We start from the raw sequence: 21,760 nt of genomic DNA, 5'->3' as shown, positions 1-21,760 counted from the left end.
CCGGGCGGAGCAGTGGCGTGGACGACCTGCCTGCCGTGCTAGGGTTTTCCTCGTTCGCACGGGAGAAAACACCCGGGCGGGCACCACTCGTCCGGGTGGCGGAATAGGCAGACGCGCTAGCTTGAGGTGCTAGTCCACGTATAGTGGGTGGGGGTTCAAGTCCCCCCTCGGACACTCGTTGAGACAGCGACGAGACAGGCTCTGACCAGCATCCGTGCAGGTCAGGGCCTTTTTCGTTTCCGGCGCCGATCCTTCGAGCGTGCGGGGGACGACGGGAACGCGGACGACGTCCACCCGGCGCGGTCGTTCCCGGGAAAGCCCGACGACCCCGGTGAGGACCACCACGACCACGGGCGAGACCGTTTCGCCGGTCCGCCACGGACCTGTGCTCGCCGGCGAGCTCTCCCGGCACGCGCGGGGTGGGGGAGCCGTGCAGCCCGACGCCGGCGACGGACGGTGGCGGCGTCCTGAGCCCCCGGCGCCGGGTGCAGCCACGGCGGGCCCGCACCGCACCGGACCGGACCTCGCCCGGCGGGTGCCTGATCCGCGGTGCCGGTCCGGCCGACGACCCGGGGCCCGTGCCGGAGCAGCTGAGCGCCCGTTCCGGCCAGCACCGCGACGGTCCTGCCGCAGCACGTCCTCACCCGCAGCCGCCCGGACTGCGCCGGCGAGGGGTCGTCCCGACCGTGCCGCTGCTGCAGGCGTGCACGGACGCCGACGTCCTCGTCGGCGAGGGCCGGATCGCGCGGGCGGGCTCCTCGATCTCCATGTCCAGCTTGAATGAGGAAGTTCAGTTACCGGAGTCAACGAGCGGGATAAACGACTCGACGCGAGCAGCGAATCCGCGCGAGGACAACAGCAACCCCGGAGGTGTGGGGGCGGCGCGGGTGGCGACCGCCACGGCGGTGGGTGGGAGCACCGGGTGCGGCCGCGACGGTCTCACCCACCGCGGCGGCTCCCTGCGAGGCTCCGGGGCCACGCATCTGCGTCCCGCCCGGTCGGCCGGGCACTGGCGCGATGCCCCGGGTGGTGGAGGAAGTCGTCGGAGGAGGCCCCGACGCTGCACACTGCACTCGGCGGGGTCACCACCAGGGCACCCGGCCGGACCGTCGACCGAGAGAAGAACGTGAAGATCGTCTACTACAGCTTCGGGGGCCGTTACTCCGACAATCCCCGCGCCCTGCACCAGCGGGCCCTGCACCGCGCGGACCTGGGGGGTGCGGAGGGCGTGGAGCACGTGTGGCTGGCTCACGCTCGCCACGCCGCGTCGTTCCCCGCCGGCACCGCCACCGTGCCCGTGGGCACCGATGAGGCCGTGGCCGCGCTGGAGTCCGCCGACGTCGTCGTCGCCGACAACCACCTGCCGCCCTTCGCCAAGCGCCCGGGGACGACCTACGTCCAGACCTGGCACGGGACCCCGCTCAAGCGCATCCACCGCGACGCGCTGAACCAGGCCGCGGGCGACGAGGACGTGCTGTCCCGCCTCGACGACGACGTCACCCGCTGGGACGTGCTGCTCGGGCCGAGCGAGGCCGGCGCGGTCCCCCTGCGCGCCGCCTTCCGCTTCCCCGGCGCGGTCCCGGTCACCGGCTACCCCCGCAACGACGCCCTGCTGGCGCCCGACGCCGCTCAGCGCCGCGAGCAGGTGCGCGCGCAGCTGGGCATCGACGCGGAGCGCACCGTCGTCCTGTACGCGCCCACCTGGCGCGACGACGACCGCGACACCGGCGGTGACCCCGGCGCCCGCCTGCCCCTGGACCCCGACCGCTTCGCCGAGCGCCTGGGGCAGGGGTACGCGCTGCTGCTGCGCCTGCACCATTTCGTGCCCGAGTCGATGCGCGGGCGGGAGGTGCCCGGAGTCGTGGACGTCTCCGAGCACCCCGACATCAACGACCTGTACCTGGCCGCCGACGTGCTGGTGACCGACTACTCCTCGGCGATGTTCGACTTCGCCCTCACCGGCAAGCCGATCGTCTCCTTCACCTACGACCTCGAGCACTACCGCGACGTGGTGCGCGGCTTCTACTTCGACCTGCCCGAGATCGCCCCGGGACCGGTGCTGGGGACTTCCGAGGACGTCCTGGACGCCCTCGCCGACGTGGAGGCGCTCCGAGCGCGGTTCGCGCAGCGGTACGAGGCGTTCACGGCCCGGTTCTGCCACGCCGAGGACGGCCACGCCGCCGATCGCGTCCTCGACCTCGTCCTCCGGTCCCGCGTCGACCCCGATCCTCGCTTCGACACCGGTTCCCTCGACAGCACGGCAGGAGTGAAGGCGTGAACGGTTTCAGCGGTACCCACTTCAACACCGTCCCGGCCACCGGCACCCGTGGCGACGGCGTGCAGGCCGTCATCCTCGCCGCGGGCCTGGGCACCCGGCTGGGACGCCCGCTGCCGAAGTCGCAGACCGTGCTGCGCGACGGGCGCACCATCATGCGCCAGCAGCTGGACAACCTGCGCTCGGCGCTGGGTGAGCAGGTGCGGATCGCCGTCGTCGTCGGCTTCAAGGCCAACGTGCTCATGGAGGCCCACCCGGACCTGCGTTTCGTCTACAACGAGCTCTTCGACTCCACCAACACCTCCAAGAGCCTGCTGCGCGCGCTGGAGACCTCCCACCCCGGCGGTGTGCTGTGGATGAACGGCGACGTCGTCTTCGACCCCCGGATCCTGCAGCAGGTGCAGCCGTGGCTGGAGCGCGACGAGAGCTTCGTGTGCGTCAACACCGCCGCCGTCGGTGAGGAGGAGGTCAAGTACACCGTCGACGCCGAAGGTTTCATCGACGAACTGTCCAAGACGGTCTCCGGTGGCCTGGGGGAGGCGGTCGGCATCAACTACGTCAGCGCCGCCGACAAGGCGGTGCTGATCGAGGAACTGCGCGCCTGCGCGGACGGCGACTACTTCGAGCGGGGCCTGGAGACGGCCATCGCCCGCCGCGGCCTGCGCGTCGCCCCGGTCGACGTGTCGACGTTCGACGTCGTCGAGGTCGACTTCGAGGACGACCTGCAGCGCGCGGACCGCATCGACGAGGTGAACCTCTGGCTCAAACCCGCTGCCGCGGAGCTCAACTGACCGGCGGGCACCGGACCGGGTCGCGGTGAACCGCTCAGCTGCGACCCGCCGGAGCTGAGCGGGAGCGGACCGCGTCGGCTCGAACGCGGGGACCTCCACCGGGAGGTCCCCGTGGTCCACGCCGGCGCCCCCACCACGTCCGACGCGAACCCCCGGTGCATCGTCTGCCGCCGGCTGTCGACGACCGGCTCCGGACCCGGAGCCGGTCATCGTGCTCCCCCCGGCAGTCCGCTCATCGGCGGGAGCGTGGCGTCGCGGCGGTCCAGCACCGCCCCCGGACGGGGGGTGAACTGGCCGGCGCCGGCGCCGGGGGACCGGCGGCTTCCGCGTGCTCAGGACCCGTACGTCGGCAACCCCGGGACGTGCCAGCCGGAGTACTCGTCGGGGATCTGCGCGTCCGCGGCGAAGACGACCGTGGTGGCGGCACCGTCGGCGGCCCAGACGCCGTTGCGCGACCGGTACGCCTGCGTCGTGCCGATCAGGTGCGCACCGGAGTCGTCGACGTCGGTGTCGCGGACGATCAGGTGCCCGGGGGAGACCCAGGTGATGCCGGTGTTCAGGTTGGCCGATCCGTCCACGAACCACGAACCGCGGTCCCACCGCGGGTCCGGCGCGGCCTCGGCGACCAGGGCGTCGTTCCGCCACGTGAGGACGGTGTTGCGTTCGGCGTGGGCACCGACCTCGGACAGGACGACCAGTTCGTCGCCGGCGACGTCGTCCAGCGGCGCCGCCCCGACCCAGGGGCTGGAGTGGGCCGAGGCCAGCGTGTCGACGGTGACGGTCCGGACGGTCCCGTCGGCCCGGACGCGGAGCTGCTGGGTCTCGTCGCCGGCGCGGCCGGCGAGGGCGACGTCGTCGCGGGCACCGTCCCCGTCGACGTCGGTGGAGGCCACGCGCGTGCAGTCCGCCACCTGCCAGCAGACGAGGTCGTCGGCCGCGGCCCCCACGAAGGTGGTGCGGTCCTGCCCCCCGGCCAGCCACGCGGTGACGGTGCTCGTCCCGGCTCCGGCGTCGCCGGTCAGCAAGGTCACCCGCCCCAGCGGTGCGGCCGCGAGCGCGTCGACGAGGTGGTCGTCCTCCCCGTTGGAGACCAGGACGTCGCCGCGCGCCACGCCGCGGGTGACCGATTCCTCGGCGACGGCCTTCGCCGTGGCGAACCGGTCGGCACCGCTGGTGCGCCTGGCCGTGGGGAACTGGCCGGCGACGGCGTCGCCGACCGCGTTCTCACCGCCCACGACGGTGGTCGAGGTGGTGCCGGCCGCCCGCAGCTGCGCGGCGGCGTCCGCGGTCCCGGTGACCGGGGCCAGGACCAGGGGTTCGCCCAGCCGTGCGGCGGGCCCGGCGGCGGCGAGCGCGTCGACGAGGTGGCCGCTGTCGCCGGAGGCGACCCACGCGTGGGTCCCGCCCGTCACGAACGCGGCGACCGCGGCGCTGGTGGAGTACCGGTCGCCGCCGGCGATGCGCCCGACGCTGGCGACGCCGAGGGCGCGGACCCGGTCGAGGACGGCGGTGGAGACGGACGGTTCACCACCGATGGCCAGCACGGCCGCCGGGCGCCGCTGGGCGAGGTAGTCGGCGGTGGCCTGCGGCAGGGCGCCGCGGGCGGTCAGGACGATCGGGGCGGCGAGCCGGCGGGCCAGCGGCGCGGCGGACAGGGCGTCGACGAGGTGGGCGTCCTCCCCGCTGACCAGGACCACGACGTCGGCGGTGGGGAACCCGGTGCGGGCGGCGGCCACAGCGGTGGCGTAGCGGTCCTCGCCGCGGATCTCCTGCAGGCCGGTCGAGGCCGCGGCCGTGGTGTACGTCTTCCCGCAGGCGGCGTTGGTGACGGGCAGGCCGGCCGGGCAGGCGCCGACGACGGTCTCCACGCCGGCGGCGGCGGCCGGTGCCGTGGTGGCCACTACGGTCGCGGCGCTCAACGGCAGCGCGGCGGCGGTGGCCAGCAGACCCAGGGTCCTCAGTCGCGCGAGAGGTCGGCGCAGGCTCATGGCGGTGATTCCCCTTGCGGTACGAACGGATCACGGGCATTTCGTCACTGAGTGTTGCATGTCGTCACTCACCGCGGAGAGTGTTCACGGGGTTGGACATCTACCCGAGTTCCGCCGTTCGCCCTGTGTTCGCCCTGCCGTTCGCCCGGCAGCGAGGCGATGCTGCGAACACAGCACGCAGCCCGACGACGCTGGAACCTCTGCCGAAGTGGCGAAGCAGTCCCCGTCTCGGCCCCGTGGCCACCGCGGGGTCGGGACGGCTGGGTCTCGCGGGGCCGACACCACCGCACGTCACTCGTGGGCGACGAGCTGCGCTGAACCAGTGCCCGTGAACGGGTTCCCGGAACTGCGGGTCGCCGGCCCATGCGGTCGTCGTGCCCGGCAGGGGGTGGACGTGTTCGCGGTACGCCTCTCGACGCTCAACCGGGCTGCACCGTCCGGGCCACCGGTGGCCACCTGGTCGCTGCCGCACCGCCGCCCAGTAGGTAGGTTCGCCCCACGCTCCCCGATGAAGAGGATGGTCGACACCGTGGCACTGCACCCCCAAGCAGCAGCGTTCCTGACGATGGTCGAGGGTGCGCCGCCGCTGGACTCCCTCCCGGTCGCCGTGAACCGCGCGAACCTCGCCGACGCGATCGCCCTGACCGGCGAGCCCACACCGGTCCACTCCGTGGAGGACGTCCAGCTCACCGGGGCGGGCCGGGTGCCGGTCCCCGCTCGCGTCTACCGCCCGAGCGACGAGGAGGGCCTGCCCGTCGTCGCCTACTTCCACGGCGGCGGGTGGGTCCTGGGAAACCCGGACCTGGCCGACACGACGACACGCGACATCGCCGTGGCCGGCGGCGCCGTCGTCGTCAGCGTCGACTACCGCCTCGCCCCGGAACACCCGTTCCCCGCCGCGTTCGACGACGCCGTAACCGCGACCCGCGCGCTGCTGGACGGAGCCCTCGACGGGGTCGACCGGAACCGCGTGGCCGTCGCCGGGGACAGCGCCGGCGGCAACCTGGCGGCCGCGACGGCGCAGGCGCTGCGTGGTCACGCCGGGCTGCGGCACCAGGTGCTGATCTACCCGGTGACCCGCGGCCGGGCCGGCGGGACGGACAGCTACCGCAGGTACGGCGAAGGCCACTACCTCACCACGCGGGACATGCAGTACTTCCTGGACAGCTACGCGCCCGGGGGCGCGCTGGACGACCCCCGCCTGGTGCCCTCGGCGGCCACGGACCTGTCCGGGCTGGCGCCGGCCACGTTCGTCATCGCCGAGTGCGACCCCCTGCGCGACGACGGTCACTCCTACGCCGCGGCGCTGCAGGCCGCGGGCGTCGAGGTGACCGTCCGCCAGTTCGACGGGCAGGTCCACCCGTTCCTGTACCTCGCAGGCGTCATCGACGATGCCCGCGCCGCGCGCGACTTCATCGGGCAGCAGCTACGGGCAGCGTTCAGCTGACAGGCACCCCGACCGGCTACGACGGCGCGAGGCGTCGGTGAACGGGAGGCTGACAGGAGCCGGGCGCCGCCGCGGCACCGCTGCAGCGCACCGGCAGTCGCTCGCACTCCCGCACCGGTTCCGCTGGTGACGGCGCAGTCAGCGCTACGGCGGACAACACGGTCAGCGGGGCGTTTCACGGGCTGGTGTCCCAGCCAGCTGGTCTCGCCTCTGGGGGGCTTCGACCTGGCCATCGCTCCTGTCGGGCACCTGGCGTCCAACGTCGAGCAGCCGGTGCGCAGGGAGCTGGCCAGCACCGGCACGGGCCTGCGGCAGCACGTCCTCGCTCCGCGCCTGCTGGAGGTGCGCGTGGACGTTGATGGGGTCTGCCCCCACTCCAGTCGACCCTTGCCGGTAGGGGCTTTCAGGCCGGGTGAGCGGCCTGCAGCAGTGTCTCAAACTCGACGGGAGTCAGGCGACCGAGGGCCTGCTGCCGACGGCGACGGTGACAGGTCTGCTCGATCCACGTGACGATCGCCAGCCGCAGTTCTTCGCGGCTGGACCGGCGCCGGTGATCCAGGACGTTCTTCTGCAGCAGGCTGAAGAACGACTCCATCGCGGCGTTGTCCGCGCAGGTCCCGACCCGGCCCATCGACCCGCGCGCCTGCGCCGCGAGATCGGCGGTCATCCGCGCGTCGATGGAGTAGCCGACGCTCCGGTTGGAGCAGGCGTCCTCGACCGCACGGAGGTAGAGCTTTCCCCCGGCGGTGGGGTGCTCGGTGGGGCACCTCCCGCTTGGGGGAAATGTCGTTGAGCCGCAGGGCGTTCGGCTTGTCGGCGGTGAACTGCCGGTGCACGAGGTCGTCGTGCACCGGTGGCCCCGGCCGGCGCCCGGCGCCACGTCTGCGGGCGTGGGCTGAGAACAGGTCCTGCAGGCTGCACAGGCGTTGGACGCGGTTGCGTGATGCCCTCACGCCTTGCTGCTGCAGCTCATCGGCGATGGATCGGTAGCCGAACCCGGGGGCATCGTGGTGGATGTCGATGGCGGTGCTGATGAGGTGGTCATCGTTCCAGTCGCGGGCGGTGACCGGGTTGGCGCGCCACTCGTAGTACACCTCGGCCCGGATCAGCCCCGCGGCCGGGTCGTCCGCATCGACCCCTCCGCAGGGACCGCCGCCGTCCTGGCCGGGGCGCTGCCCGCGCCGAACGGCATCTCCTTCGACGAGACCTCGGACGGGTCGTACGTCAGCCAGTACGACGCCAATCGGATGGACCACCTGGCCCTGACCGAGCAGGGACGACAGCTGCGGGCCATCCACCCGGCCGTGCACGTCGACACCGGCGCCGCTCGGATCGACTCCAACGCCGTCGACGCCGACGGCAACGTCCACCAGGGCCTGCACGGACGTGTTGCCGTGCAGGTGCTCAGCCCGACCGGGCAGCACCTGACCACCGTCGAGGCCGACACCCCCGACGACGGGGCGTACTCGGCGACCGGCGTCGCCGTCCGACCCGGCACGCGGGAGGCGGTGGTCACGGTCAGCGGACCCAGCGGGGGGTTCCTGCACGCCTTCGACGCGCTCGCCGGAGGAACGCGCCAGTCCAACGGCGGGTAGCTCTGCGGGAGCGTCGCGCTGAGACGGTTCCCGACGTGCAGCGGTCGCGGTGGTGCGCCGATCGCCACCCCCGCACCTCAGCTGGGACGACCATCTCGCAGGACTGCCCGGAGAGGGGCCTCTCCCGCCGGGTGAACTCGCCGTGGTGGTGAACCCGGGTGCCGCGCAGTCCCGAACGGGGCGGTCCGGGGTCGGCGGCCTCGGCCTGCACGAGCTCGGCCGGGCCCGGGTGACGGCGACGAGGCGTGGTTCTTCGCGGCCGGTCCAGTGCCGGCGCCAGCGGGTCACGAGCGCGGGGGATCGAGCCGGGTCCTCGAGCCGGGCTCTCGACCCCTCGTGCGTGACGACGTCCGGGTCCTCCACCACCGGTGGGGACCCGGACGCCGCCGCGAACCAGTGCTCGAGCGCGGGACCTGCCGCGTCAGCGCTGAGGCGTCTGCGCCACGACGTCGGCGCCGTCGCCCAGGTGCAGGTCGGCGTTGCCGGTGGTGCCGGCGCGCACCGTCACCGTCTGCGTGGCCGGTGCGTGGCTGGAGGCGGTCAGCGTGTACTGCCCGGGGGGCAGGTCGGTGAGCTGGTAACCACCGTCACGGCCGGTCGTCGTCCGGTGGACCACGTCACCCGCGGCGTCGATCAGCGTCACCAGCGCCTCGGACAGGGCCTGACCGTCGCGACCGGCGGTCACCCTGCCGACGAGGGCCGCCGACCCCGGCAGGGGCAGGTCGAGGGTGAGGGCGGTGTCGTCGCCGAGCTCGGCCGCCTGAGCGGCCGGCGGGTGCTCACCGGAGCGGGCGGTCACCACGTAGGAGCCCGCCGGGAGCGCGTCGAAGGCGTACGTGCCGTCGACGTCGGTGACGGTCGAGGTGACCACCCGGCCGGTGACGTCGGTCAGGGTCACCATCGCGGCCCCGACGGCGGTGTTCCCGGGGGACAGGACCCGGCCGGTGAGGGCGGAACGCCCCGCGAGGTGGACGTCGTGCGCCAGTGGTCCACGGCCGACGGCGATGAGGCTGGCGTGCGGGGCCAGGTGCGGGGCGGCGGTGATGAGCAGGTAGGTGCCGCCGGTGGGCACGGTCAGCTCGTAGCGGCCCTCGGTGTCGCTCCCACCGCGGGCGACCTGGTGCCCGGCGGTGTCGGTGAGGGTGACGACGGCCCCGGGGAGGGGACGCGGACCGCTCGTGAACACGGTGCCGTGCACGGTGAGCGCGGAGGCGATCGTCTGGCGGACCTGGGTCGGGACCTGGGTCGGGACCTGGGCGGGGACCTGGGCGGGCGAGCTGACGGGCCGGCCCTCGAACCGGGGTTCGGGCAGGCCGGCGGGGGCCGCTGCCAGGGGTCCCGGGGTGCCGGGGGAGTCGGCGGGGCGAGCACGTCCGGGCAGGAAGAACGCGATGACCAGCGCGACCAGCGCAGCACCGGCGGCGATGATCAGCACGGTGCGGAAACCGCCCTGGGAGGGCACGGTGACGGTGCCCAGGGTGGTCGCCGAGGCGGCCAGGACCGCGCCGGCGACGGCGCTGGAGATCGAGGACCCGACGGAGCGGACCAGGGTGTTGAAGCTGTTGGCCGAAGCGGTCGCGTTCGCGGGGACGGCGGACATGATGAGGGCCGGCATGGCGCCGTAGGCGAAGCCGATGCCGGCGCCGATGACGCCGGAGACGATCGCGAGCTGCCAGACGGCGTCCATGAAGATCGCGCCCAGGCCGTAGCCGGCGGCCACGATCACCGCGCCGATCATCAGGCTGACCTTGGGGCCGTGAGCGCGGGTGACCTTGGCCGACGCACCCGCGGTGACCATCATCACCAGGCCACCGGGCACCATGGCCAGGCCGGCGACGAGCATCGACTCGCCCAGGCCGAATCCGGTGGCCTTCGGCAGCTGGATGATCTGCGGCAGGGCCAGGGACATGCCGAACATGGCGTAGCCGAAGACCAGCGAGGCGAGGTTGGTCAGCAGCACCTGGCGGCGGGCGGTGGTGCGCAGGTCGACCAGCGGCTGCGCGGTGCGCAGTTCCCAGCGGCCCCAGGCCAGGGCCAGGACGACGGCGGCGGCGAACAGCCCGATGGTCCAGCCGCTGGTCCAGCCCCAGTCCTTGCCCTTGGAGACGGCCAGCAGCAGGGAGATCAGCGCGCCGGACAGGCCGATGGCGCCGAGGACGTCGAAGCGGGGGGCCGGGCCGGTGCGCGCGGTGCTGCGCGGTGCGCGGATCAGGGTGGCGATGAGCAGGAAGACCACCGCGCCGAGTCCGGCGGCGACCCAGAACAGCCAGTGCCAGCTGAGGTTGTCGGCGATCAGGGCTGCCGCGGGCAGGCCGAGGGCACCGCCGACGCCGAGGGAGGCGCTCATCAGGGCGGTGGCGGGCCCGAGCTTGTCGGCGGGCAGGACGTCGCGCATGAGGCTGATGCCCAGGGGGATCACGCCGGCGGCGAAGCCCTGCAGGGCGCGCCCGACGATCATGGGCGTGAGCGATTCGGCGAAGGCGCAGACGACGGAGCCGGCGACCATGACGGCCACGCTGGTGAGCAGGACGGGGCGCTTGCCCAGCATGTCGCCCAGCCGGCCGGCGATGGGGGTGACCACGGCGCCGGCGAGCAAGGTGGCGGTGATGGCCCACGAGGTGTTGGTGGCCGTGGAGTTCAGCAGGGCCGGCAGCTGACCCACGATGGGGATGACCAGGGTCTGCATGAGGGACACCGAGATCCCGGCCAGGGCCAGGACGGCCACGACGAGACCGGCCTTGGTGCTCGCCCGGTCCGCGGGTGCGGGGGGTGGCGTCGTGGCTCGGCTGCCGCGCGCAGCGGGCACCGGCCCGGGCGAGGAAGACATCACGCTGGTCCTTCGGTCGACGAGGGGATAGTCTTAATGCAACTGATTGACTTAGTTGAGCACACTCGTCGTTTCGTTGCAACGGGCAACCAGACGGCGCAGACGGTGGAGGGACGCACGTGCAGGACGTGACCGCATCACCGCAGCCGGAACGGGCCCGTCCGGCCTCGCGCGCACAGGCCACCCGCGAAGCGATCCTGGACGCCGCCGAGCGGCTGTTCGCCGAGCACGGCCTCGACAACGTCTCGCACCGCCAGATCAGCGCCGCCGCCGGGCAGGGCAACAACGCCGCCGTGAACTACCACTTCGGCACCACCGCCGACCTCGTCGAAGCGATCGTGGAACGCCACCTCGCAGCGGTCGAGAGCCTGCGCGCCCGGCAGCTGGCCCGGGTCGAGGGGTCAGCCGACCTGCGCGCCTGGGTCGACTGCCTGGTGCGCCCCACCGCCCAGCACCTCGAGGAACTCGGCTCACCCACCTGGTACGCCCGCCTGTCGGCGCAACTGGCCACCGACCCCCGTCGCCACGACCTCGTCGTCGAACGAGCCCTGCGCTCACCCACCCTGCGCCGCATCGTCGACGGCCTCCAGGCGTGCCTGCCCGACGTCCCGCCGGCCGTGCGCGCCGAGCGGTCCGACATGATGCGGCTCCTGTCCGTCCACCTCTACGCCGAGCGCGAGACGGCGCTCGCCACCGGGCGGGCGCCGGCCCGGGCGAGCTGGGGGGAGTGCGCCGACGGCCTCGTCGACGCCGTCGTGGGCATGCTGACGGCGTCGGTGAGCCGCGTCGGCTGAACGCCGCGGTGGCCGTCGACCGCGGTGAGCGTCCTCCGGTGCATCGGGGAGCGGGCGAGGCCGGCCCCGCTCCGCAGGGGCGTCCCGGTGGCTGCCGGACCGGGAACCCGTCACAGCCGGTGGGGAAGGAGTTCTCGACCCCGGGGCCTCGCGACCGAACCACCCCTGGAGGATCGATGACCGACCTGGTGACCTCCCCGGCGCAGGACGCAGGACCCCTGCCGGCGGACCCGCAGCGCCTGCAGCGCGAGGGCGACCCCAGCACGCGCGTCACGTCGTGGGACGGCGGTTCCCGGTGGCTGGTGGTGCACCGTGCCGACCCGGGCCGGTCCCCGGCCGCACTGGTGGCGCCCGAGGAACGCGACTCGGCAGCCGAACTCGTGGTCCTGCTGCTGCGGGGGAGCGAGAACCCGAACCTGATCGCCTCCGCGGCCGAGGAACCGCTGCCCCACCTCGACGTCACCCGCGGAGGTCGCCGCCGGCCCGACGGGAACCGCACGCGGTCCTCGGCGCGGTGTACCGGCGGATCCCCACGTCGCGGCGGTGGTTCCGCCGGAGGTGATCCCGTTCGAGCACGACGCCCCCGTCGGTGGCGTCCACGCCCGGCCCGCCACCTGGTGACACCGCTCGGAACGGTGAACCTCGAACCCCGCGCTCCACCCGGACCACCTGAGGAGGAACCCGGACGAACCGCGATCGACGAGCACGCCCGCGTCGCGTCGGGGCAGTGCGTCACGGCCGCACCCGATGTCCTCGACCAACGCGTCGAGGACGGCACCGTGGTCCTGCTCGACGACCAGCCCCCCGCCGGGAGTTCCGACGACGTCCACCAGGCCGCGCACGGGTGCCCGGCCCTGGCCATCGTCGTCGCGGACTGACCACCTCGCGAGAACCACCACCCGACTCGATCCCCGGCACCACGACGAAGGAGCAGTTCCATGACCGACCAGGGCAACCTCGCTGCCGCCGAGTTCCCCACCGACGACCCGATGGCCGCCGCCGCAGCTGCCGCCGAGGCCGCCTGGACCGAACGCCTCACCCCCGACCGCTTCGCGGGCAGGACCGTCGTCGTCACCGGCGCCGGGTCCGGCATCGGCCGCGCCACCGCCACCCGCGTCGCGCGCGAAGGCGGACACGTCGTCGCCGTCGACGTGGCCGAGGAGCGCCTGGACGACCTCGTCACCGCGCTGCCCGGTCTCCAGGTCACCGCCGTCGGCGCCGACATCACCGACGACACCTCCATCGCCGGCATCCTCGAAGCAGCCGACGGACGGATCGACGCGCTCGCGAACATCGCCGGGATCATGGACGACATGTCCGCGCTGCACGAGATGACCGACGCGGTCTGGCAGCGCGTCTTCGCGGTGAACGTCGACGGCACGATGAAACTCATGCGCGCCGTCCTGCCCGGCATGCTGGAGCGCGGCGCGGGATCCATCGTCAACACCGCCTCCGAGGCGGCCTTGCGCGGCTCGGCCGCAGGGGCCGCTTACACCGCGTCCAAGCACGCGGTCGCGGGGCTGACCAAGAGCAGTGCCTTCATGTACGGCCCCAGCGGAATCCGCGTCAACGCCGTCGCCCCCGGCCCGACGATCACCAACATCGAGGTGAAGGTGACCTCCCCGTTCGGGCCGACCCGTCTGGGCAGCGCCCGGGGGATCCTCCCGGCACCGGTCACCGCCGCGGTGCTGGCCTCCTCGATCACCTGGCTGCTCAGCGACGACGCGTTCAACGTCAACGGTGTCGTGCTGGCTTCCGACGGCGGGTGGTCCGCCGCCTGAACCGCTCCCCCCGGGCCCGGGGCCACCGGGGAGCGGCCGCTGAGGCGGCGCCCGCTCCCCGGTCGTCCTGCGCGAACGCGCCGCGCGGTGGCGGCACCGCCCGCGCGCGGCCAGGACGACGACCCGGGTGGAGTGAACCCGCTGCAGCTAGGGGCGCATCCCGGCACGAACGGCCAGGGAGACGAGTTGCGCCCGGTCCCGGGCGCCGACCTTGCTCATGGCCCGGTTGGCGTGCGTCTTGACCGTGAAGGGGGAGACGAACATCCGCTCGGCGATCTGCTGGTTGTCCAGTCCGGTCACGATCGCTTCCACGACCTCGCGTTCGCGCGCGGTGAGCGCGGTGAACAGTTCCACGGCCCGGGGGTCGTGGGGCACGGAGGTGTCCCCGGCGACGTGGGTGACCACGGCGCTGAGGGCGGTGGGGGACAGGGCGCTCCCGCCGCGGGCGATGTCGAGGATGCCGTTGGTCAGTTCCGCCGGGCCGGCTCCCTTGCTGAGGAAACCGTCCGCGCCGGCCTTGAGGGCGCGCAGGACGTTCTCGTCGTGGTCGAAGGTGGTCAGGACGCAGATCCGCACCTGCTCGCTGCTGCGGGTCGCGCGGATGCGGCGGGTGGCCTCCACCCCGTCGACGCCGGGCATGCGGATGTCCATGAGGACCACGTCGACCGGTGTCGTCTCCAGCAGCTTCAGCGCTTCGAGCCCGTCGGCGGCCACGGCGGAGATCCGCAGGTCCGGGTGGGCACCGATGATGATGCGCAATCCTTCTCTGATCATCTCCTGGTCATCGACGATCATCACCTCGATCACCGCACGTCTCCTCTCCGCACCGGCAGGTGCGCTCGTACCCGGAACCAGCCGTCGTGCTGCCCGGCTTCCAGTTGCCCGCCCGCGGCGGCGGCGCGTTCGCGCATGCCGACCAGCCCGTGCCCGCCCGTCGGCCGGGCTGTTCCCGCCGCCGACGTCCCGGAGGACCCCTCCGCGATCGGCACCGCCCGGGACCCGTCGGCCGGCAACGGGTTGAGCACCTCGATGCGCACCCCGTCCTCGGCCACGTCGACCCGCAGCCTCGCCGTCCCGGTGCCGTGCTTCTGCACGTTGGTCAACGCTTCCTGCACGATGCGGTAGGTGGCCGATCCCACCTGCGCGGGCAGCGGCCGGTGCAGGTCACCCGGCTCGCCCAGGTCGACGTCGAGGTCCAGACCGGCTGAGCGGGCCCCGGCGACGAGCTGCTCGACACCGCCGGCGTCGGGGGACGGGGCCAGCGCCTGCCCCTCGTCCACCCGCAGCACCTCCAGGATCTGCTGCATCTCCCGCAGGACGTCCTGGATGCCGGCGCGCGCCGCGGCCAGCTCGGCACGGACGGCCTCGACGTCCGTGCCACCGGACGGGTCACCGGACGGGTCACCGCCGGCGGGCAGCTGCACCTCGGCAGCACCCAGACGCATGTTCACGACGGCCACGGCGTGCCCGACGCTGTCGTGCAGGTCCCGGGCGATGCGCACCCGCTCCTCGGCGACACCTCGACGGACCCGCAGTTCCTGGCCGACCTCGGCGTCGCGGGCGCGCTGCTCCAGCGCTTCCCAGAAGCGGTTGTTGCTGCGGACGGCGCTGCCCACGGCCGCGGCCGCCACCGCCGAGAACGCCGCCACGGCCGGGGTGACGAACGCCGGGGCGCTGAAACCGCCCTCGATCAGCCACTGGGCCACGACGTTGCCGGCGGCAGCCATCGCGCCGGCCCGCACCGGCGGCGCCCCGCGCACGGTCAGCAGGAACGTCGTGAACGAGGCGACGGTCCACAGCGCGATCGGCTCGGCGCCCGAGGTCACCGCCAGCAGGGGTGCCACGGCGACCAGGGTCAGCCCGATCCACCAGGACCGTCTGGACAGCAGCACCCCGGCAGCGCTCAGGGCGTACACCGGCGCGGCGCGCCAGGGGTGGGCGTCGGCGGTCAGCCCGGTGACCAGCGCCGCGAGGACGATCACGTGGACGGTCTTGACCAGCAGTCCCACGGGCACCAGCCACACGGGCCGGGTCGGACCGTCCTCGGCCCGGTGCGCACTGCCGGTGGGAGAGCTCATGGCAGCGATCGTGTCAGCTGCCCACCGGTTCCACAGCCGCGTGCGGTGGGCTGCTCCCCGGGCAGCGGCCCTGTCGGCACTCACCTGACGACCTTCGCGCCGTTCGGCGCGTCGCGCGTCGTCGCGGTGGAGCACCCGGTTCTACTGCGGTCGCAGTACACCTCCGGCAGCCGGTCCTCGAGGGGCGGCGAGGCAGCCGGGCCGGTGCCCGGGCGAGGTCCACCGGGCGAGGGGAGGAGGTCCTCCTCCTGCACGACGAACGGGCAGACCCCCGTGGGGATCTGCCCGCTCGCTGCCTCGTCACCTGCCCGGGCCGGACACCGGCCTGGAGCTCGGGGCCCGCGCCGGTCAGAGCTGGGTGGTGCTCCGGGTGCTGCCCCGGGTGCAGCCCTGCGCGGTCGGACCGTCGGCGTCCTGGACCGTCCCGGTCCCTCGGTCCTGGTCTCCGTCACCGTGCGTGCGCGGCACGGGGGTGAGGGCGGCGCCGGTGCGGTGTCGAGCCGTCGCGGCGGGTTCGACCGGGGCGGGAGAGGATCCGCCTTCGACGGAGATGCGGGGGGTGATGCGCTCGGCCCAGCGGGGGTAGGCCCAGGAACGCTGACCGATCAGGTGCATGAGGGCGGGGATCACGGTCAGGCGCAGGACGAACGCGTCGACCAGGACCGCGACGGCCAGCCCCACCCCGATCTCGGCGACGATGCGCTGGCCGGCGAAACCGAACGCGGCGAAGACGAAGAACATGATGAGCGCGGCGGTGGTGATGACCCTGGTCGTCTCGGCGTGCCCGACGCGGACGGCCCGGGAGTTGTCGCGGGTGTGCTCCCACTCCTCCTTCATGCGGCTGACCAGGAAGACCTGGTAGTCCATGGCCAGCCCGAAGAGGATGCCGATGCCCAGGACGGCCACGAAGGACTCGATGGGCGCGCCGCTGCCCAGCTGCAGGACGTCGGTGACGTAGCCCTGCTGGAAACCCAGGACGAGGACGCCGAGACTGACCGCGAGGGTGACGAGGTTGCCCAGCGCGCCGATCAACGGGATCAGGACGCTGCGGAAGGCGATGGCCAGCAGCAGGAACCCCAGGACGGCGATGAGGCCGAGGAACAGCGGCAGCTTGGACAGGGTGCTCCCGGCGGAGTCGATGCTGCTGGCCGTGGATCCGCCGACGTGGACGCGCAGGTCGGTGCCGGACTCCGCGGCGGGGACGACGTCTTCCCGCAGGGTGTGCACGAGGTCCTCGGTCGCCGCGGCCTGGGCGGTGGTGGTGGGGACCACGGACGCGATCGAGACGGCGCCGGTGGCCGGGGCGGCGTCGACGGCGCTGACGCCCTCGACGCCGCGCACCCGGGTCACCAGGGCGTCGAAGGCCTGCTGGGCGGCAGGGTCGGGGGTTTCGCCGACGACGACCAGGGTGGCGTCGAAACCGTCCCCCAAGCCCTCGGACATCATCGCGTGGTACCGGTGGGTGGCGGAGCCGCTGGGGTCGCTGCTGGCGTCGGCGGAGCCCAGGCGCAGGCTCACCGCCGGCGCGGCGAGGGCGATCATGACGATCAAGCCGAGAACGGCCAGACGGAGCGGGTTGCGCTGCACCAGGTCAGCCCAGCGGTGGGCGATGCCGCGCTGGGAGGCGCTGACGGCGTTGACGGGTTCGACGGGGCCGGTGGTGGCCAGCTGGCGCCGCTGACGACGGGACAGGACGCGGTGCCCCAGGATCGAGAGCAGTCCGGGCAGGAACGTGATCGCGGCCAGGACGCTCATGACCACGGCCAGGGCGGCGCCGCGGGCCATCGCGGTGAGCAGGTCGATGCCGACGATGAAGACGCCGAGCAGGGCGATGACGACGGTGGCGCCGGCGAAGACGACGGCACGCCCGGAGGTGTCCACCCCCTCCACGACGGCGTCCTGAACGGTCTTGCCGGCCATCAAGGCGTTGCGGTAGCGGTTGACGATGAACAGGGCGTAGTCGATGCCGACGCCGAGGCCGACCAGGGAGCCCATGGTGATGACGTTGGCGGACAGCGTCGTGACGTGGGAGAGCAGGACGATCGACAGCAGCGAGGCACCGACGCCCAGGACGCCGGTGATGATGGGCAGCAGCCCGCCCCAGATCGAGCGGAAGACGACGAGCAGGATCACCAGGGCGGCGAGGATGCCGACTCCCTCGGTGCCCCCGCCGGCGCCGACCTCCGCCTCGAAGGCGGTGCCGCCGACGGCGACGTCGAGGCTGGCGGTGTCCAGACCGGCGGCGATCGACTCGATCTTCGCGACGCTGTCCTCGGAGCTGAGGGTCACCGTCGCGTAGGCGGTGTCCGCCGCGGCGTTCAGCTGAGCGGTGCCGGCGTCGGTGTAGGGGCTGACGACGGACTCCACACCGGGCAGGGCGGCGATCTGCGTGAGGGCGGCGGAGACGTCGGTAACCACCGACGCGTCGTCGACAGCCGTCCCCTCGGTGTGCCAGACGATGTTCCCCGACTCACCACCGGAGGACATGCCGGCCGCAGCCATGAGGCTGTAGGCCTTGCTGGACTCGGTGTCCGGCAGGTTCGTGCTGTTGGAGAAGTTCGAACCTGCGCCGAGCGCGGCGGTGGCCAGCGCGGCCAGCGCCACGAGCCACACCGCCACCACGGTCCAGCGCCGGCGGGCGCACCAGCGAGCGAGGGCAGACATCGGAGTTCCTCCAGGGAAACGGGGAGAAGACGGGAGAGGCGGGGTCCGAGCACGACGACGGGCCGGCGGGACTCCTCCAGCATCGGCCGCGGGAGCCTTCCCCACGTCGTCCAGCTGCGGTCATCGCGGCTACTGCGTCGGCAGTAGCCGCCGGTCGATCGCCGCTGTCGACTTCTCGGCGGTGACTCGCCCCGGCCGGCGCCGTGTCGGCTCGGGAGGCGCGCTGACGACGGTGAGGGGGAGGCAGTTGCGGACGGCGGTGGCGACCACGTCCGCGACCGCGGCACCCAGCACCCGGACCACCCTGTCGTCCTCGTCCCGCAGGTCCGCCGAGGTGCCGCGAGCACGCAGCACCTCGACGAGCAGGTGGGGGTAGGTGGTGACGAGCACCACCCCGGCGCTGGTCTGCTCCTCACCGTCGCGGGTGGGATCCGTCGCTGCCCCGCCGGTCGCCGGTGGGCCCGTGGTCGAGGAGGCGGTGCGCTTCGCGGTCACGGCACCACGGTGCTCACCGAACCCGGCGTGCGCGTCGTCCCCGCGCAGTGCCCGGTTCTGCTGCGACCGCAGCAGGACCCCCGCCCAGGACGAGCCCCGACTCAGGAACCCGCGACGGCTTCACCGACGGTTCCTGGCGGTTCTGCCGGGGGTACTGCCGGGGCAGTAGGTCAGGACCGTCCGCTCGTACGACGACCTCCACCGCCGGCTGGGCGAACCTCGCCGACATGACCCGTCAGCCGCGTTCCCGCCCCGGGACGACCCAGCGCCTGCTCGCACTGCCCGCCCCGGCTCCGGCGGGCTCGCCGAGCACCGGCCCCGTCGGTCGGGCCGCTGTCGTGGTGAACCCCGCGAAGTTCCCCGGCGAGCAGGCCCTGGCGCGACTCCGGACCGAGGTCGAGCGGGAGTTCTCCCGACTCGGGTGGCAGGTGGTGTCGTGGTCGCCGACGACCGCGGCCACCTGCGGTCGGGACGAGGCCCGCCAGGCGCTCGACGCCGGCGCCGACCTGGTGCTGGTGGCCGGGGGGGACGGGACGGTGCGCGCGGTGGCCGGGGTGCTGGTCGGGACCGGGGTCGCGCTGGGGGTGCTGCCCTGCGGCACGGGCAACCTCCTGGCCCGCAACCTCGGCATCCCCCTGGACGACGTGGCGGGAGCCGTGCGCACCGCCTGCACCGGGGTGGACGGTGCCGTGGACGTCGGTCGCCTGGAGGTCGACCGCGACGGGGAGGGCACCGCGGTCGAGCAGCACCTGTTCCTGGTGATGGCCGGCGCCGGGTTCGACGCCGCGATGATCGCCGGCGCGGGGGAGGGGCTGAAACGCAGGATCGGCCACGCGGCCTACCTGGTTTCCGGGATCGGTGCGCTGCGGGGGCCGTCCTCCCACCTCACCGTCCGGGCCGACGGCGGGGGGAGTCGAACCCACGCCACCCGAGGCGTCGTCGTGGGGAACTGCGGACGGTTGACGATGGGCCTGACCCTCATGCCCGGTGCCGATCCGGGCGACGGGGTGCTCGACGGTGTCGTGCTGCCGCCGCGGGGGTTGGTGCGGTGGGCCCGGGCGCTGTGGTCGGTGGCCGCCGGTCCCGGGGCGACGCAACGGCTGCTGCCGCGGCTGAGGGCGAGCGGCTTCGAGGTGCGCAGCGACGTCGAACTCCCGGTGCAGGTCGACGGTGACGTGGTGGGCCGTGCCCGGCGCATCCGCCTGTGGGCCAGTCCGGCGGCGTTGCGCGTGCGCCGTCCTGCTGCCCGCAGCTCACGCAGGCACCCGCAGGGCACGAGCACGCCTCCCACCGTCAGGTTGAGCCTGGTCAGTTGACGTGCGGAGCGGTGCCGGTGAGCCCTTCTCCCCCGGCGACGGTGATCAACCCCGATGGCGTCGTCACCGCGCTGCTGGGCTGCACACCGACCAGCTGCTGCGGGGTGCCTGGGACCGGGCGCCGCGACGGCGAGGTCGCCCCCGGCCGCGGCTCGACCGTCGTCCTCCACACCGACGGCCTGGTGGAGCACCTCGACCAGGCCCCGCGAGAAGGGCTGGAGAGGCTGCAGGGCACGCTGGAGGCAGATCGTCGAGGACAGCGATCTGGACGCCCTCATCGATCGGGTGCTGGCCCGGACGCTTCCACCGACCCCCGAGGACGACGTCGCCCTCATCGCCGTGCGCCTGCACCGGCAGGACCAGCCCCGCCCGATCGAAGCCGCTCCGCGGAGGACACCCGCGCACGTGCCCCGAGCCCTGCCTGACTCACCTGCGCACCGGACCGTCACCACGTCACCGCCGACTTCCCGGTACGCCTTCAGCGCGACCACCGCCAGATCCCTGTGTCAAGGTGCGAGTGTGGTGCGTGACCCAGGCGTTGAGCAGCCAGCGCGAACCCCCGTGACCGTGGAAGTCCAGTTGCTGGGCCTGCCGTTGCGGCACCGAGCCGCTCTGGGCGTCCACGTCGAGGGGCTGCTGCGGGAGTTGGCGCTGATCCGGCTCGGGCGTGAGCAGGACCTGGGCGCCTCACTGCCTGCTCGGCTGCTGGAGCTGGCCGTCGACCTGGACACCACTTACGCTCCCTACCGCGCGCAGCAGGCCCAGGCCATGGACGACGCACTCGCCGCCGGACAGGTCGCCTACGACGCGATCTACCAGGCCTCAGCGGCCTCGGCGGCCTGGGTCCGCCACTTCAGCGAGGTGCTGGAGGAAGCCGACGACTTCTGCCGAGCGCAGGAGCACCTGCTGACGGCGCCAGCCGGGCGGGAGGTCGTGGCCTTCCGGCGCTGGTTGTTCGGCCAGATCCTGCAGCAGCTGGCCGGTCAGGCACCCCGGCCCTGGCGTGGAACGGAATCCGACATCGACGGCGACGGCGACGGCGACGACGCCTCCGGCACCCACAGGTACCTTCCCGGTGGGCACCTCTCCGCCGGGCACGTCCCTGCGGAACCTGGCAGGGCACCGGCGGGGGGACCTCCTCTCCTCCCCAGCGTGCTGCCGTCCACGTCCGGGACCGGGTCCGAAGCCGGGTCGGTGATCGGGCAGCCGCTGGTGATGGACCCGCTGGCCAGCGCGGTGGCCCGAGCGCGGCGTCACGTGCGTTGGGCCGTGGCCGAGGCGGACGCCGCTGACGTGGAGGAGTCCGCTGAGCTGGCGGTCTCCGAACTGGTCACCAACGCCATGCTGCACGCGCGGACGGCCTTCACCCTCACCGTGCGGGCCTTGCCTGCTGGTGGCGTGCGGGTCGAGGTCGCCGACGACTCCCCTCACGAGGTGGTCACCCGTCGGCACGGGCTGAGCGCGACGACGGGCCGCGGGCTGCAGGTGGTCGCCGCGGTCTCCGCGGCGTGGGGGGTCGAGGTCTTCCCCGACGCGGAGAGGCCGGGCAAGTGCGTGTGGTTCGAGCCACGCGCCGGCGCGGGGAGCGCGCAGGTTCTCACCCAGGAGTGGGGCGAGGACCTGCTCGAGCAGCTGTAGCCCGGAACGAGCACGTCATGCGCTCACCCCGGGAGCCAGCGCTCGAGTGACTGCGTACGCGGTCTCCCGTC

The 21,760-nt window shown here is 73.4% G+C and carries 14 protein-coding genes, 1 tRNA gene and 1 pseudogene; 9 read left to right on the top strand and 7 right to left on the bottom strand.

Annotated elements, in window-relative coordinates:
- Positions 1-89 precede the first annotated feature (89 nt).
- From ACRYRX_RS06325 to ACRYRX_RS06315, 3 genes are all read left to right on the top strand, one after another.
- Positions 90-174, top strand: a tRNA-Leu gene (locus ACRYRX_RS06325).
- A 952-nt stretch (positions 175-1,126) separates the two neighbouring features.
- Positions 1,127-2,278, top strand: a complete 1,152-nt coding sequence (locus tag ACRYRX_RS06320) for a CDP-glycerol glycerophosphotransferase family protein (RefSeq protein WP_432510979.1) — start codon at positions 1,127-1,129, stop codon at positions 2,276-2,278.
- Positions 2,279-2,337: 59 nt separating this feature from the next.
- Positions 2,338-3,066 (top strand): phosphocholine cytidylyltransferase family protein, encoded by a 729-nt coding sequence (locus ACRYRX_RS06315; RefSeq protein WP_432511050.1) that lies wholly within the window; start codon positions 2,338-2,340, stop codon positions 3,064-3,066.
- A gap of 332 nt (positions 3,067-3,398) precedes the next feature.
- Here the strand turns inward: ACRYRX_RS06315 and ACRYRX_RS06310 are convergent, their stop codons facing one another.
- On the bottom strand, positions 3,399-5,054 hold the full coding sequence (locus tag ACRYRX_RS06310; RefSeq protein WP_432510977.1) for a cell wall-binding repeat-containing protein: 1,656 nt from the start codon (positions 5,052-5,054) through the stop codon (positions 3,399-3,401).
- 529 nt (positions 5,055-5,583) lie between these two features.
- Between ACRYRX_RS06310 and ACRYRX_RS06305 the strand changes: the two genes are divergently transcribed.
- Positions 5,584-6,501, top strand: coding sequence for an alpha/beta hydrolase (locus ACRYRX_RS06305; RefSeq protein WP_432510976.1), 918 nt, complete (start codon positions 5,584-5,586; stop codon positions 6,499-6,501).
- A gap of 403 nt (positions 6,502-6,904) precedes the next feature.
- Here ACRYRX_RS06305 and ACRYRX_RS06300 read toward each other — a convergent pair.
- A pseudogene (locus ACRYRX_RS06300) lies at positions 6,905-7,598 on the bottom strand (IS3 family transposase); the annotation flags it as partial.
- On the opposite strand from ACRYRX_RS06300, the gene ACRYRX_RS06295 reads away from it, so the two are divergent.
- Complete coding sequence (locus tag ACRYRX_RS06295) at positions 7,509-8,096, top strand: SMP-30/gluconolactonase/LRE family protein (protein WP_432511049.1); 588 nt, start codon at positions 7,509-7,511, stop codon at positions 8,094-8,096. The pseudogene ACRYRX_RS06300 and the gene ACRYRX_RS06295 overlap by 90 nt on opposite strands.
- Before the next feature lie 421 nt (positions 8,097-8,517).
- On the opposite strand, the gene ACRYRX_RS06290 is transcribed toward ACRYRX_RS06295, so the two are convergent.
- Positions 8,518-10,923, bottom strand: coding sequence for an MFS transporter (locus tag ACRYRX_RS06290; protein WP_432510975.1), 2,406 nt, complete (start codon positions 10,921-10,923; stop codon positions 8,518-8,520).
- A 128-nt stretch (positions 10,924-11,051) separates the two neighbouring features.
- Here ACRYRX_RS06290 and ACRYRX_RS06285 point away from each other — a divergent pair, with 128 nt between their 5' ends.
- Entirely contained in the window at positions 11,052-11,717 is a 666-nt protein-coding gene (locus tag ACRYRX_RS06285) for a TetR family transcriptional regulator (RefSeq protein WP_432510974.1), read from the top strand.
- Positions 11,718-12,655: 938 nt separating this feature from the next.
- On the top strand, positions 12,656-13,498 hold the full coding sequence (locus ACRYRX_RS06280; protein ID WP_432510973.1) for an SDR family NAD(P)-dependent oxidoreductase: 843 nt from the start codon (positions 12,656-12,658) through the stop codon (positions 13,496-13,498).
- 147 nt (positions 13,499-13,645) lie between these two features.
- Here ACRYRX_RS06280 and ACRYRX_RS06275 read toward each other — a convergent pair whose 3' ends face one another.
- The 4 genes from ACRYRX_RS06275 to ACRYRX_RS06260 form a co-directional block, all read right to left on the bottom strand.
- Positions 13,646-14,305, bottom strand: coding sequence for a response regulator (locus ACRYRX_RS06275; protein WP_432510972.1), 660 nt, complete (start codon positions 14,303-14,305; stop codon positions 13,646-13,648).
- Positions 14,302-15,576 carry a sensor histidine kinase gene (locus tag ACRYRX_RS06270; RefSeq protein WP_432510971.1) on the bottom strand — a complete coding sequence of 425 codons (1,275 nt, stop codon included), beginning with the start codon at positions 15,574-15,576 and terminating at the stop codon, positions 14,302-14,304. The genes ACRYRX_RS06275 and ACRYRX_RS06270 overlap by 4 nt, the downstream gene beginning before the upstream one ends.
- Positions 15,577-15,924: 348 nt before the next feature.
- Positions 15,925-18,240, bottom strand: coding sequence for an MMPL family transporter (locus ACRYRX_RS06265; protein ID WP_432510970.1), 2,316 nt, complete (start codon positions 18,238-18,240; stop codon positions 15,925-15,927).
- A 129-nt stretch (positions 18,241-18,369) separates the two neighbouring features.
- Entirely contained in the window at positions 18,370-18,735 is a 366-nt protein-coding gene (locus tag ACRYRX_RS06260; RefSeq protein ID WP_432510969.1) for a hypothetical protein, read from the bottom strand.
- A gap of 227 nt (positions 18,736-18,962) precedes the next feature.
- Between ACRYRX_RS06260 and ACRYRX_RS06255 the strand changes: the two genes are divergently transcribed.
- On the top strand, positions 18,963-20,051 hold the full coding sequence (locus ACRYRX_RS06255; protein ID WP_432510968.1) for a diacylglycerol/lipid kinase family protein: 1,089 nt from the start codon (positions 18,963-18,965) through the stop codon (positions 20,049-20,051).
- Positions 20,052-20,618: 567 nt separating this feature from the next.
- On the top strand, positions 20,619-21,689 hold the full coding sequence (locus ACRYRX_RS06250) for an ATP-binding protein (RefSeq protein WP_432510967.1): 1,071 nt from the start codon (positions 20,619-20,621) through the stop codon (positions 21,687-21,689).
- The last annotated feature ends 71 nt before the right edge of the window (positions 21,690-21,760 follow it).

The sequence above is a fragment of the Kineococcus lubricus genome (assembly GCF_050871965.1).
Lineage (GTDB): Bacteria > Actinomycetota > Actinomycetes > Actinomycetales > Kineococcaceae > Kineococcus.
Note: the sequence above shows the minus strand (reverse complement) of the source record. Positions and strands in the feature narration are given on the sequence as shown.

What these genes read in the sequence shown, in the direction of transcription:
- ACRYRX_RS06280 (WP_432510973.1), top strand. Translation starts at nt 12,656, where the DNA reads ATGACCGACCAGGGCAACCTCGCTGCCGCCGAGTTCCCCACCGACGAC.
- ACRYRX_RS06265 (WP_432510970.1), bottom strand. Translation starts at nt 18,240, where the DNA reads ATGTCTGCCCTCGCTCGCTGGTGCGCCCGCCGGCGCTGGACCGTGGTG.
- ACRYRX_RS06310 (WP_432510977.1), bottom strand. Translation starts at nt 5,054, where the DNA reads ATGAGCCTGCGCCGACCTCTCGCGCGACTGAGGACCCTGGGTCTGCTG.
- ACRYRX_RS06270 (WP_432510971.1), bottom strand. Translation starts at nt 15,576, where the DNA reads ATGAGCTCTCCCACCGGCAGTGCGCACCGGGCCGAGGACGGTCCGACC.
- ACRYRX_RS06255 (WP_432510968.1), top strand. Translation starts at nt 18,963, where the DNA reads ATGACCCGTCAGCCGCGTTCCCGCCCCGGGACGACCCAGCGCCTGCTC.
- ACRYRX_RS06290 (WP_432510975.1), bottom strand. Translation starts at nt 10,923, where the DNA reads ATGTCTTCCTCGCCCGGGCCGGTGCCCGCTGCGCGCGGCAGCCGAGCC.